This window comes from Paenibacillus sp. FSL R7-0313 (genome assembly GCF_037969885.1).
In the GTDB taxonomy this organism is placed as follows: domain Bacteria; phylum Bacillota; class Bacilli; order Paenibacillales; family Paenibacillaceae; genus Paenibacillus.
The window spans coordinates 6607505-6620756 of the sequence record NZ_CP150219.1 but is presented as its reverse complement, the minus strand read 5'-3'; the positions used below and the strand labels follow the sequence as shown (position 1 = coordinate 6620756).

At 45.8% G+C, this 13252-nt stretch carries 10 protein-coding genes; 3 read left to right on the top strand and 7 right to left on the bottom strand.

Annotated features, from left to right (window positions below; genetic code table 11):
* Positions 1-113: 113 nt before the first annotated feature.
* On the bottom strand, positions 114-2702 hold the full coding sequence (locus tag NSQ38_RS29080; RefSeq protein ID WP_339785574.1) for a glycine betaine ABC transporter substrate-binding protein: 2589 nt from the start codon (positions 2700-2702) through the stop codon (positions 114-116).
* Entirely contained in the window at positions 2668-3897 is a 1230-nt protein-coding gene (locus tag NSQ38_RS29075) for a glycine betaine/L-proline ABC transporter ATP-binding protein (RefSeq protein ID WP_307414572.1), read from the bottom strand. Before NSQ38_RS29075 ends, NSQ38_RS29080 begins: the two co-directional genes overlap by 35 nt.
* 501 nt (positions 3898-4398) lie before the next feature.
* On the opposite strand from NSQ38_RS29075, the gene NSQ38_RS29070 reads away from it, so the two are divergent.
* On the top strand, positions 4399-4974 hold the full coding sequence (locus tag NSQ38_RS29070; protein WP_338592117.1) for a GbsR/MarR family transcriptional regulator: 576 nt from the start codon (positions 4399-4401) through the stop codon (positions 4972-4974).
* Between the two features lie 127 nt (positions 4975-5101).
* Here the strand turns inward: NSQ38_RS29070 and NSQ38_RS29065 are convergent, their stop codons facing one another.
* Together NSQ38_RS29065 and NSQ38_RS29060 are read right to left on the bottom strand one after the other, a co-directional pair.
* Positions 5102-6733: a helix-turn-helix domain-containing protein gene (locus tag NSQ38_RS29065; RefSeq protein WP_339785572.1), complete on the bottom strand. Its 1632-nt coding sequence runs from the start codon at positions 6731-6733 to the stop codon at positions 5102-5104.
* Between the two features lie 184 nt (positions 6734-6917).
* Positions 6918-8204: a DUF5050 domain-containing protein gene (locus tag NSQ38_RS29060; protein WP_339785570.1), complete on the bottom strand. Its 1287-nt coding sequence runs from the start codon at positions 8202-8204 to the stop codon at positions 6918-6920.
* Positions 8205-8447: 243 nt separating this feature from the next.
* Between NSQ38_RS29060 and NSQ38_RS29055 the strand changes: the two genes are divergently transcribed.
* Together NSQ38_RS29055 and NSQ38_RS29050 are read left to right on the top strand one after the other, a co-directional pair.
* Positions 8448-9461, top strand: a complete 1014-nt coding sequence (locus tag NSQ38_RS29055; protein ID WP_339785568.1) for a Gfo/Idh/MocA family oxidoreductase — start codon at positions 8448-8450, stop codon at positions 9459-9461.
* A 32-nt stretch (positions 9462-9493) separates the two neighbouring features.
* Positions 9494-10480, top strand: a complete 987-nt coding sequence (locus tag NSQ38_RS29050; protein ID WP_339790759.1) for a Gfo/Idh/MocA family oxidoreductase — start codon at positions 9494-9496, stop codon at positions 10478-10480.
* 3 nt (positions 10481-10483) lie between these two features.
* On the opposite strand, the gene NSQ38_RS29045 is transcribed toward NSQ38_RS29050, so the two are convergent.
* From NSQ38_RS29045 to NSQ38_RS29035, 3 genes are all read right to left on the bottom strand, one after another.
* A complete protein-coding gene (locus NSQ38_RS29045; protein WP_339785566.1) occupies positions 10484-11278 on the bottom strand; it encodes a MurR/RpiR family transcriptional regulator in 795 nt (264 codons plus the stop codon).
* A 136-nt stretch (positions 11279-11414) separates the two neighbouring features.
* Positions 11415-12248 carry an ABC transporter permease subunit gene (locus NSQ38_RS29040; RefSeq protein WP_339785564.1) on the bottom strand — a complete coding sequence of 278 codons (834 nt, stop codon included), beginning with the start codon at positions 12246-12248 and terminating at the stop codon, positions 11415-11417.
* Positions 12241-13146, bottom strand: a complete 906-nt coding sequence (locus NSQ38_RS29035; protein WP_339785563.1) for an ABC transporter ATP-binding protein — start codon at positions 13144-13146, stop codon at positions 12241-12243. Before NSQ38_RS29035 ends, NSQ38_RS29040 begins: the two co-directional genes overlap by 8 nt.
* Between the last annotated feature and the right edge of the window lie 106 nt (positions 13147-13252).

Below are 13252 nucleotides of genomic sequence, written 5' to 3'. Positions count from 1 at the left end.
CAGGCTTTGATTAGGTTTGAAGACATTACCAAGTAAAAGTTACACTCAAAAAGACCACCGAAAAATTTCGGTGGTCTTTTTACCAAATTCAGGTTTATACAACTCAATCTGGTTTAATTATCTTTTAAGTCTGCAATGGAGTTGATGTCCATGTAGGCTGGTACAACCAGACCAGTTTTGGCACCGTCCATATTCGGACCCAGATCATCGATCTGATCCTTATACTTGTTGTAATAATCGGATGAAGTAAGTGGCAGCCATGCGGCTGGCGTAGCATCTACATCACCGTTGGCGATTCCCGTCCACATTGGACCGATTTCAACTTGAAGGGAAGTTACGTTGTAACCGAGTTTCTCCTTCAGAACATACTCCAGCAAGTTGGTACTTGCAATTTCGGAGTCCCAGGCCACATAACTTAGTTTGATGGATTCGCCATTCACCGGGGTAAGACCTTTGGTCCACTCAGCGATTTGGTCACTATGCTTCTCTGCATATGTAGCAGCAGCTTGCTGAGCATCTTCTCCATTTTGAATAGCGATCATTATTTCACCCATCTCTTCAGTTGTCCAAGAGAAGCGATCCAGGAATTCATAGGCGACAGGTTTGTCTTCCTTTAACCCTTTACGGGCAATCGTATGAATCTGTTCGGCTTCACCGTAAACACCTTCCGGATCCTCCAGGTATTTCAGGTCGTAAGCGTTGAACATCCAATGTGGTGTCCAACCAGTAACAATAATCGGCTCCTTATTCTTAACAGCTTTATCCAGCGTAGCTGTCATTGCGGCTCCTGAACCTTCAACCAGTTTCCAGTCAGACAAACCGTATTTCTCAATGGCACTTGCTGTGGATCTCATAATTCCGGCACCTGGATCGATACCAATAATTTGATGATTCACTTCTTTACCCACATTTGCACTTGCCGATGGAGTGGAAGAAGCGGCACCTGTCTCCAGATCTGCAATCGAATTGACTTCAGTCATGTAACTAGGAACCACGAGGCCTGTACGTACACCCGTCATGTTGGCACCCAGATCGTCCACCTGGTCTTTGTAACGTTCCCAGTAGTCTGCGTGTGTCAATGGCAGCCAAGCTGCTGGAGAGGCATCTACGTCGCCTGAGGCAACACCCGTCCACATTGGTCCGGCTTCGACTTGTAGAGCGTTAACTTTATAACCCAATTCGTTTTCCATCACATATTTCAGCAAGTTCGTACTTGCGATTTCGGAATCCCAAGCCACATAGCTCAGTTTGAATGCATCACCGTTCACTGGAGTCAGACCTTTGGTCCACTCAGCAATCTGATCAGCATGTTTCTCAGCATAAGCTTTAGCTGCTTCTTCTGCGGATGTGCCATCCTGAATGGCAGTCATCATTTCACCCATTTCATCCGATGTCCACTGGAAACGGGACAGGAATTCAAACGCAACAGGGTGATCTTCTTTCAGACCTTTACGGGCGATGGTGTGAATTTCTTCAGCATCACCGAAAGATTTTTCTGGATCTTCCAGATATTTCAGATCATATTTGTTGAACATCCAGTGCGGAGTCCAACCTGTAATAATGATTGGATCTTCATTTTTGATGGCTTTGTCCAATGTAGCAGTCATGGCTGCACCAGAGCCTTCAATCAGAGTCCAGTCAGTCAGTTTATAGTCTTCGATCGCTTTTGCAGCGGACTTCATGATGCCAGCCCCTGGATCGATACCAATAATCTGATAATTTACTTCTTCACCTACAGCATTGGCTGCTGAATTGTTGCCACCAGCGGAAGTTGTGCCACCAACAAAGTATTGTGAGAAACCAGCTACAAGCACAAGGAATGTTGCCGCAGCAGTAATCCATGCTTTTTGCTTGGCTGTAATGCGTGAGGTCTTTTTGCGACCTGGCATAAACACATTTTGTGTAAAACGGTCCAGAACAATCGCGAGTACAACAACGGCGAGACCGGCTTCGAAACCTTTACCGATTTGCAGTTGTGTTACGGCACGATAGACTTCCGCACCAATACCTTGTGCACCAATCATGGATGCAATAACAACCATGGACAGTGACAGCATGATGGTCTGGTTAATACCCGACATCACGGTAGGCAAAGCGAGTGGAAGCTGTACTTTGAACAACTTTTGCATGGAAGTTGAGCCGAATGCATCAGCTGCTTCAACCAATTCGCCAGATACCTGTCTGATACCCAGGTGAGTCAGACGAATCGTTGGCGGAATCGCAAATATAACGGACGCGATAACACCTGGAACGACACCTAGACTAAAGAATGTGACCGCAGGCAGTAAGTAGACAAATGCAGGCATTGTCTGCATGAAGTCAAGCAGCGGTGTAATGATACGCGCCGCAGTTTTACTGTATGCAAGCCAGATTCCGACAGGCACACCAAGCAGGATCGAAACCAATCCTGAAGTGATAACCAGACCGAGTGTGTCCATCGATTGGGACCAGTATCCCAAGTTATCTACGAGCAAGAACCCGATAACCGTAAATAGTGTCAGTGGGAGTCGACCTACGAGGAACGCAAGAACTCCCAATATAGCAATGAACAAGAGTGGATGCGGCAGCATGAACAGCCCGGAGAAGAATCCGACTACTGCCTGAATAACAACAGAGATTACATTAAACAATCCGGAGAGCGAGGAGCTCATCCAGTCAACGATGGATTCAATCCACGATGCTAGTGGTATTTTGGGAATCATTCACAAGTTCCTCCTTTACTGCAACTTCACCGCTAAGCGCACCCAGCAGGGCACCGCGGACGATAACACCTTGCAGACGGCCATTCTCACCAACAACAGCGAGCGGCACATGGGCAGAACTTACAATCTCGAACAATTCATGAATCAGGGTCTCAGGCGACACCGTCGGCCCGTCCGTGATCAGAATGTCGTTCAACAATTTGTTTTCGCGCATGGCACGGGTTGCATCTTCAGCTGTAATAACACCAAGTAGTTTGATCGAACGGTCAATGACAAACAGGTTGGAAATACCACGTTCGCGCATTAATTCGAGGGCAACACGAGGACCACGATCAAGCGTAATTGTTTCAGGGCGGCGCATTACGTGAGATGCTGTAAGGACCTTGGACAGATCCACGTCTTCGACGAAGCGGGCCACATATGAGTTGGCCGGTTGAATCATGATTTCTTCCGGTGTACCGATCTGCACAACTGCGCCGTCTTTCATAAGGGCAATACGATCGCCGATGCGCAGCGCTTCGTCCAAGTCATGGGTAATGAAAATAATCGTCTTTTTCATTTTATCCTGAAGCTCGATCAACTCATCTTGCATATCACGACGAATCAATGGATCAAGTGCACTGAAGGCTTCATCCATTAGCAGTACTTCCGGGTCATTGGCAAGTGCACGCGCCAAGCCGACACGTTGCTGCATCCCGCCACTGAGTTCATCTGGCATTTTGTCTTCCCAGCCCTTAAGGCCAACCAGCTCAAGTGAGGTTTTTGCTTTCTCCCGGCGTACTTCCTTATCTACTTTTTGTATTTCCAATCCATACTCCACATTATCAAGAACGGTACGGTGCGGGAACAACGCAAACTTCTGGAAGACCATGCTGATCGTTTTCCGGCGCACTTCGCGCAATTGTTCTTTGTTCATCTTGCGTAGATCCTTACCATGGACCAGGATTTCTCCGGATGTTGGTTCAATCAGACGATTGAACATCCGAACCAGTGTGGATTTACCACTCCCGGACAGTCCCATAATAACGAAAATCTCGCCTTCTTTAATGTCCATGTTGACCCGGTTGACACCAACCGTTATCTGTTTTTCTTTGGCCAACTTTTCTTTACCCCAACCTTGCTCCAGTAATTGCAGACCTTGCTCGGTTTGGGGTCCAAACAATTTACTTACGTTTTTCACTTCAAGTATGGTCATGTTTTCACCCCTTCTGATGTGTTGTGCACTTCGAACGGCTTTCAGCATCCATAAGCCCATACACTTATGCGCCCAGCCACGAAATCCGGTAGTTGTTGCTTCGCTTCCCGTCTTTCTGGGTAACGTTTTGTATTCTAACAATACTTACCCCGTATAGCAACCGAATAAACAGTACATAATGTTTGTACAGTAAAAACTGTACAAAGTTTTCCTCCCATATGCTCCGTCATTCTCCTTATTCTGCCTAATAAGGTTCCTTTACATTTGATATCGCTTTTTCTACAATAGAAAATGAGCTGAATTGAAGCTGAATTTTTTGGTTAAAAGATAGTCATAGGCAATTGTAGCCTGGTAAAGTTCCCATTTTCATACATTGGGTGAATGAAAGCCCTCTGGCATATATGATGTCCGGCCGAGTGCTTTCCCATGTAAGCAGGACTTTTAAAGTGTTGCAATTATTTCGCCAAAGACTGTGGAATGTTCAGAATGGAGGTTGCAAGCATGGGCTTGGACCATTTACAAGAGGAACAGCAGGCAACCGTGCTGAAGATTCGTAAGCGCGTCATTGAAGCCATTGGACGTAATATGGATCTTTACGGCGTTACGCTGTCGACGGGACACTTATATGGATTGCTATTTTTTGCAGACAAACCAATGACCCTTGACGATATGGGACGGGAAATGGAAATGAGCAAAACGAGTATGAGTACAGGTGTACGAACACTGCTGGATTTGAAAATGGTAAATAAAGTGTGGAGCAAGGGCTCCAGAAAAGACCTATATGAAGTGGAATATGACTGGCATCAGACGTTTACGGATTATTTTGCCATTAAGTGGAGAAAAGCCGTGGAGAGTAACCTTCAGGTTCTACGCAAATCAATTGAAGAACTGAATCGATTACTCGAAGATCTGGATGAAGAGGCGGATGCTGAACTGATCCACATCCTGATGGAAGACAAACACAAAGTTTTGCAAGCGGAAGCATATTACAAATGGTTGGATCGGTTGATTGATACCATGGAAAATGAAGAGATATACAAGCTTGTTCCGAAGGAAGAAATCAAGGAACATTTATAATTACACGCAAAGGGCCCTTTCCGTTATAGGAGAGGGCCCTTTGGCCTGTGCAATATCTTACTGAATTATAATGAAGAAACACGATGTAAAAGATAACCTTGCCCATCGTATCGACCTATGTTCACATCTAATGTCCGATCAGACCTGCCTGAGGAAAGACTACAGACTGCTGAGCAATCTCTTCGAGTTCGTTCAGAATCTGCAACCGGCCCGCCGGGGTCCAGCATAAACGTTGCCAGTTCGAGATATCGTGAACGTTACCATACAATACAGCAGGAGATCGATTCCACGATGCTGTCTGTTTCATGCGTCGGAACAGCTTTTCACTGGCAGGCTGAAGCGAAGCACGATGGATCAACAGGTAATCCGTGTCCAGCACGGGAATACTATCCGCAACATACTCATTTCTGGAGCTTTCGGGAGATACAAGCTGAGCAGGCTGGAGTCCCAATTCAGCATACAACAAGTGATTTAATGGATGTTCGCCAGTCCCTTGTAAGCGAATGAACTGATTCGTAACCTCCATCAGAGTCAATCGTTTTTGTCCGAAATAGGGTTGCAGGTTCAGGCTTGTTTCAAGCTTGCGAAACTCTAGTTCTTTGAAATTCAGCAACGCCTGCTGCTCACGTCCAACCAGTTCGGCTATGCGAATATGGTTCTCTTTCCAGTCATCAGTGGACTCCAAGATGATGGTGGGTGCAATATTTTTCAGGCGATCGTAATAGGGCTTATGGTAAAAATCACCGATGATCAAGTCTGGCTTCGCCTGCCGAAGTTGATCGAATTGTCTGGTTAATCGGCGTTCTTGTTCATATTCATCCGTTTCTTGGTCAAACACACCTTCACCTTCCAGCACAGCTACCGGGCGCAGTCCAAGCGAGGCCAAGTTCTCATGGAATCCCATAATAGATGCCGTAGCTACGCGAAGTTGGTCTCTTTTCATATATACGCTGGGGGCAATCCCCAAGGTTTGTTTGAATTTGCGGCTAAAATAATACTCATTGCCATACCCGACAGATACCGCGACGTCTTTGAGGACACATGATTCCTCTGCCAGCTGTTTTTTGGCTTCTTCTATACGTAAACGATTCAGGTAATCGGTCGGTGACATGCCTTTGGCCTTCTTGAAACTGCGGGAATAGGAGCTGGGTGTGAGTCCAGCAATCTTGGCAAGCTGATCCATGCTAATTCCTTCACTCATGTAACGTCGCATATACATAATACTGCGTTCCAAGGCAGGGTCCACTTTCTCATGATTGGCTTCCAGCCTGTTCTCCGAGAGAAACTGCAGCAGATCATGCAGCTGGCTATGTATGCTGATAAAGTGATCCGGTTGAAGACCGCGATAGGTTTCATAGAGTTGCTCGAAACGTAATTTAGCCTGCTGCTCGTGACGGACCAGCAATCTGCCTGTTTGCCAATCCAGCGGGAAGGCGGGTGAGGAGGCCATTTTCCATTCCCCGCGTACTTGCTGCAAACGAACCGTATCCATGCTGAGCAATATACATTCGGTCACATTCGAGCGTGCAGCGGCCTCAATGGTTGTTCCTGGCTTCAGTACAAACAAGCTGCCTGCTTGCGCCGTATAGACTGTATCATTCAGGACCAGAACACCGTCTCCTTGCAAAATAAGACAGAGCATGGGCCGTGACACCGTCTTGCCTTGCACACGGAAATTCTCCCCACGACGCACACGGCACATGGAGGAGAGGAGCGGTAGAGATGAGGTTTCAGCAATGAAGGGAAACTGTTCAGTCATACGGACCATCCTTTTGTCTTATTTTCTTAATGATAACAATTATCATTCTCATATGGAAGATGTTTTTAAAAAATAGTTTTCGATAACCAAAAAAGGACTACCAAGCGCCGTTATGGCTACCGGGTAATCCTTTTGATATGGACAAGTCCGTTGAATGGCTATAAGCCTGAATCAACAATATATGTTAGTACGGTGTCACCAATAGAATATTGTCGAGGAAAACGTCACTCATTACTTTTTTCCCTGTTCCACCCGTTTGCACGTGATATAAGCGATATTGATCTTTGGCATTGATGTAGAAGAGGCCCGCAACATCATCTCTGATATGGAATGCATCCCATTCGTCCCCGGTAAGTTTCGTTACCTTGAGAGCTGTATTAACCGAATAGAGTCCGTTGTTGCCCGAGATGTATGCAGCCGTAGCTGTACCATTGGTCAATTGATTCGCAACATACGTTACATTGTTCAGGTTCAGGTTGGCAGACTTGGTCACTTTGTTGCCCGAGACCGTTTTGGCATAAGCCTTTTTGTCTGTATCAATAAGGACAACCTTGTCTGTACCTAAGGCACTTACTTCACGAACGCTCTTGTTATGAAGTTGAAGTGTTTTGGCTGAAGTCGTTAACGCAAACGCTTTGCCTTTGGCATAATTGTAATCCTTGTTGCTGTCGAGAACGATTCCTTTGTTATACACGTAAAGATTGTTTCCCCAACCACCGGAATATACAGCATTCACATCCAGTTTGGCTTTGGGATTAACAGCGGTCGCCTTACCAGTGTTGTAAGTCACCTTATACATGACAACAGCATTGGTGGAATAGAAATCCTCGTACGGGTCTGTATTTACCATCAGTTGCAGTTCGTTTTTGGCTTGATTTGTAAAATAACGTCCTTCCACTGCGCCTGCGGCAATCCGCTGCACAGCTCCAGAACCGTTGGACGTTTTGGACACGATCCACGTGTTTCCATTAACCAACGCATTATAGTAGGCACGCCCTTTGGTTACCAGGAGAAACGGAAAGTCGGTATCGGCCTTGTCAGCAATCTTGGTGACAGATGAAGCGTCACTATTGCCATTCGCCCGATAAATGGTACCTGTAGCATCCAGATAATAGATGAATCCGTTATCCGTATAATAGCTGAGTACATCTGTAGCAAATGTCTCTGCCGCATCGCTGGACCCGTCATTCGGAACCCGAAGTAAGGTTGTGGAAGAAGCAGTCTGCGTATAGTAGAGATAAGAGCCTGCCGCGAGCAAGTCTACACCTTGGAAATCAATTAATACTTCTGTTGTATTGCTGCCATCCGCGGATACTTTGTACAAAACTCCGTCAGATTCATAATACACTGTGGATTGGCTGAGTGAAGCTGCCTGGGCTGCGGTTCCACCTCCCAATGTCACTGCTGCAATGAGTGTAAATAACAGCAATGTACAGATGGTGCGTTGTAAGTATGTATACCCTGTTTTCATTCGTTCATCGTCCCCCTCGTTCTTCTATATGTATGTCGTTAATTCCTTATGTTATATCGGTAAACTATGGAAGATATGTTAGATCTCAAACATGAAAAAAAGAAGAGGATGAAATTGAATTTCATAGTCATTCAAACCTGAAATCGAATTGCGCATGATGCTGCCAATCCCGTCCCAAAGCATTCTCCGCCTGACTTGATCGTGATAACATAACTCTCAACCAGAGCAGAGGAGTGAGCGATTATGGAATTGAATATGGCGATCATCGGATTTGGGAACGCAGTGGTGAATTATCATTTGCCTTATCTGGACAAGAAAGAAAATATCAAGGTGAAGACAATATACCGTCGCGAGGAAGACCGGGTTGGCGATACAGAGCGTGAATTACTTTATCCCGAGATTACTTTTTCGACCAATTTCGAAGACATATTCCAAGATGATGAGATTGAATTGATTGTTGTCGCCACCCATGTGGATAGCCATGTAGAATACGCCAAGCTGGCATTGGAGAACGGGAAACATGTGCTGGTCGAGAAACCTTTTGCCTCCACTTCTGCGGAAGCCAAAGATATCTTTGAACTAGCCAATCGTAAAAATCTCATCGCCATGGCGAATCAAAATCGCAGATTTGATGGTGACTTTCTGACATTGAAAAAAGTGATTGAGAGCGGCAAACTGGGGGATATTGTTGAAATTCAGTCCCACTATGATTATTTTCACCCACAGTACGCCAGAAGTGGATTTGGACTGCTGCATGGTTTGGCCGTACATACCATCGATCAGTTGATCTTCATCTATGGCGTAGCTGACCGAATTGATTATGATGTTCGGAGTTTGATCGCGCCGGGTGAATCCGATGATTACATCGATATTGATTTTCGATATGGAAGAATGAAGGCCACGATTAAGTGCAGTCTGCTTGTGAAGATCGAGCATCCAAAATTCATTGTCCACGGGGATCGAGGGAGCTTTGTTAAATATAGCAGTGGGCATCAAACGAAAAATGGAGATGGACGAACCCGGGTATCCATTCAAGCTGAACCGGAGGATAACTGGGGTATGATTAGTTATGTGGACGATGAGGGGACATCACATACGGAGAAAGTTCCTTCGGAAGCGACAGACTATGGCATTTTATATGATCAACTGCTTCAAGCCATTCGACATAACGGTGATAAACCGGTCAAGGATGAAGAGGTTTTATATGTATTGGATATTTTACATGACGGAATCGAAGCGGCGAAGAGAGCCAACTGACAAACAACCAACGACAGGAGCGAGACGATATGATGAATATAGCAACGATTGGTACAGGGTCCATTGTGGATGCCATTTTAGCTGCGATTAATGAACTGGATGATGTTACGTGTACAGCGATGTACTCCCGGAAGAGAGAGACAGCACAGGAGCTTGCGGGTAAGTATGGGGTCGATACCATCTATACGGACCTGGAATCTCTATTTTCAGATACAAATGTAGATCTCGTATATATTGCTTCACCAAACAGCATGCATTACGAACAGGCCTATCAGGCACTTCAACATGGCAAACATGTCGTCTGCGAAAAACCGTTCACGTCCACGCTTCAGGAAGCAGAAACGCTGATTGCATTTGCAAAAGAAAAGAATCTGTTGTTGTTTGAAGCCATCTCCAACATTCATCTGCCCAATATTAAAGTCATAGAGGAGCAACTACCAAAGCTTGGTCCGATCAAACTCATCCAGTGTAACTACAGTCAATACTCGCGCAAATACAATGATCTGCTTGCAGGGCAAACACCAAATGTATTTAATCCACAATTCTCTGGTGGCGCGCTGATGGATATCAATATTTATAATCTTCATCTGGTCATGAATCTGTTTGGCAGTCCGAATACCGTATCGTATACCGCGAACCAGCATGCAAACGGCATTGATACATCAGGAGTAGTGGTTCTCAAGTATCCGGATTTTATTGCCGAATGTGTAGGTGCCAAAGACACAAACAGCATGAACTTTGTGCTCATTCAGGGCGAGAAAGGTTATCTTCAGGTTGTGGGAGGAGCAAACGGTTGCCGGGAGATCAAGCTTCAGATCGGGAATGAGCCTGCTGAGGGGTATAATGAGCAGACCAAATCCAATTGGCTGTACTATGAGTGGGAAGCGTTTAGGGACATCCATGCAAGTGGGGATCACAAACGGTGTTACGAACTGCTCGAACACAGCCAGTCTGTGATGAGTGTACTCATGAGTGCACGTAAGGATGCCGCGATTGTATTTGCAGCGGACCAGCTTTAATCGTTAATACGTATCGCTAATGCTCCCCATGTATAACATGTCGAAAATGTAGAGTACCGAGACCATCGAAGACATTTTGGATAGCCTTAATTGTTCATTGTATCCATAAGCCAGCAGCGTTTCATCACAATGCTTGGATAGGGTTGAATGGTTGTTGCCCGTGACCGCGATGACTTTCATCTGTTTGCTATTGAGCACTTTGGCGGCTTCAATCATGGATTGGTTCTCACCTGTGTGCGATATAACAAAAGACAGCGTCAGGCTATTCGGATTCATCGTGTTCAAATAATGCATGTTCGGACTATTGTGAGCAATCGCAGATATGCCGAGTTCATTCCACTTGGTACAAGCCTGTTGAGCCAGATAATAATTCATATCACTGCCATAGACATCAATGCGTACGGATTCTTTGACCCAGCTAGCGATTCGTAGCAAAACAGGAGCGTTTAACATCCGGCGGGTATCCTCCAGCGCCTGCTGGTACAGGTAAGGAACCGAGTCGATGGCAGCCAGCACGTTGCCTTGTTCTGCAATTGCATGATCCTGCGTCTGCAACGCGGAAGGTATCTGTTGGTATTCAAGAGCAAGCTTTAACTGAAAGTCTGGGTACCCCTTGGTACCCAGCTTTTTGCATAAGCGAACAATAGTGGATGAGCTTGTATAGGTCTGCTGAGCCAGTTCATGGGCTGTAGAATCAAATACAACTTCGGGATTGTTCAGGATATAGTCCACAATATGTTTCTCCTGTGCCGTTAATTGTGAAGCATATTTTAATTTTTGAAGTAGTTTGGATTCCATACAGTTGTTCCATTCCTCTCTAGAATCATCCCGTAGCATATATCTCCACATCATAACCCGCGTATATTTATTTCTCAATCTGTATAGCGGAGCGACAGTGTGATCTGTTGAATTTCCTCGTTACACTCCACATCATTCAGATCTGACTTTCCGCCAGTTGCTGACGACTATTCCACGCTGTGACCAGACGAAGAAGAACCAAACTTATGAGCAGGAGCACTGCTCCAATCATGAGTAACATCCAAGGACCAATCAGCAGCATGCCACTGGCTTGACCAGCGACTAAGGCGATGAGGGGAAGGACAATTAATCCGCCGAGCTGATAGGCTTCCTGGAACCCACGGACCTTGGCCGAGATCAGAACGTTCAATAAAATGACCATAAGACTGCAAGCGGGAACAACCCAGATGACAAGTATTATCCAGTTCAGATTGGGAAACATCAACGTTCCAAACATGGGGTACATCAGAATATTGGCAATGATTCCGTAGATCAGGAAAGTAACCCAGGATAATAGAATGGAAGGAATCAGTGCAGCTAGCACTTTGCCTTTAAAAAGAGTGTTCATACTGATCGGTGTGAACAACAATCCTTCCAGCGTCTTACGTTCCTTCTCACCAGCGAAACTATTGGCCGTCAGAATACTGGAGGCCATCACCGGAATGATGAGAAACAAGGGGGCGAACATATACATGGCCAAGTAATAGACAATACGATGATTATCTGTAGGCATGGAAGCAAGCTGAGGAATCTGTCCACCATGGGTTAACGCATCCAATGATTCGAGTAGAAAGCTGATGTTGCCCAGAGAACGAAGTTCCATTCTGGAGGCCGCCCACAGGAGAGCAGAGGGCATAATGATTCCAATAATCAGTGGGACGATCAACATGGGCAACCAGAGCTGAACGCTGGCTGTGACGGACCTAATATCTTTGCGTACCAGTGCACGTACGGCTTGGCGGTTATTCATGTTGTTGTGCCTCCCTTATGGCAAAATAGATACTTTCCAGATCACTGCCCGTGATGCGGGCCTGATAGACTTGACCATGCTCCGTTAATTGCCTTAGCAGTAATGGAATATCTTCACGCGATGTAAGCTGAAATACTGCTTGATGTGCGGAGATTATTTCAGGTGTAAAGTCGGTTGCCGTGTGCCATCCATCGGGTATGTCGGCTTCTACTTCGAGCTTCGGCGTGGACAGGTACCGGCTAACAATCTCCTGTTCCGTGCCTTCCTCAACGATGCGCCCCTTTTCCATGAAAATATAATGATCACAGACGGCTGACAGCTGGGACAGCACATGGGATGAGACCAGAATCGTCATCTTTTCTTCCTTATTTAACTGACGGATAATGCGCAGCACCATCTGAATTCCATCCGGATCAAGGCCATTGGTGGGCTCATCCAGAAACAGGATGGAAGGACGGTGCAAGAGTACTCGTGCAAGGCCCAAGCGTTTCTTCATGCCTGTGCTATAGGTGCCGACTTTTCGATGCTGATAATCCTGTAACTCGAACAGAGTTACAAGCTCGTCGATTCGTTTCTTGGCATGCTTCAGGCCAAAAACATCTGCGAAGAAAGTCAGATTGTCACGCCCACTCATATTTTCATATAATCCACTTTGTTCGGTAAGGGTGCCACACATGGCCAGTACTTTCTCCGCCTCACGAGCGGCGTCCAATCCGTTAATGGTTACCTGTCCACCGGAAGCGCCCAAAACACCATTCATGATACGGATCAGTGTGGTTTTGCCCGAACCGTTGGGTCCAATCAACCCTGTGACACTGCCTTGTTTAACTGTGAAACTGACATCATGCAGTGCTTGATGCACCTTGAATTGCTTGGATATGTTACGTACTTCGATCATGTATATTCACCGTCCGATCTGAGTTTGGAGATTATACGTGTGGTAGGCTGATATCGTTCAAATGGACGACAAAAAAGATATTTTCCTCCTTCAATAGTCCCGAATG

Excerpts from the sequence above, each read along its gene's own strand:
- NSQ38_RS29080 (WP_339785574.1), bottom strand. The coding sequence starts at position 2,702 with ATGATTCCCAAAATACCACTAGCATCGTGGATTGAATCCATCGTTGAC.
- NSQ38_RS29075 (WP_307414572.1), bottom strand. The coding sequence starts at position 3,897 with ATGACCATACTTGAAGTGAAAAACGTAAGTAAATTGTTTGGACCCCAA.
- NSQ38_RS29070 (WP_338592117.1), top strand. The coding sequence starts at position 4,399 with ATGGGCTTGGACCATTTACAAGAGGAACAGCAGGCAACCGTGCTGAAG.
- NSQ38_RS29065 (WP_339785572.1), bottom strand. The coding sequence starts at position 6,733 with ATGACTGAACAGTTTCCCTTCATTGCTGAAACCTCATCTCTACCGCTC.
- NSQ38_RS29060 (WP_339785570.1), bottom strand. The coding sequence starts at position 8,204 with ATGAAAACAGGGTATACATACTTACAACGCACCATCTGTACATTGCTG.
- NSQ38_RS29055 (WP_339785568.1), top strand. The coding sequence starts at position 8,448 with ATGGAATTGAATATGGCGATCATCGGATTTGGGAACGCAGTGGTGAAT.
- NSQ38_RS29050 (WP_339790759.1), top strand. The coding sequence starts at position 9,494 with ATGAATATAGCAACGATTGGTACAGGGTCCATTGTGGATGCCATTTTA.
- NSQ38_RS29045 (WP_339785566.1), bottom strand. The coding sequence starts at position 11,278 with ATGGAATCCAAACTACTTCAAAAATTAAAATATGCTTCACAATTAACG.
- NSQ38_RS29040 (WP_339785564.1), bottom strand. The coding sequence starts at position 12,248 with ATGAATAACCGCCAAGCCGTACGTGCACTGGTACGCAAAGATATTAGG.
- NSQ38_RS29035 (WP_339785563.1), bottom strand. The coding sequence starts at position 13,146 with ATGATCGAAGTACGTAACATATCCAAGCAATTCAAGGTGCATCAAGCA.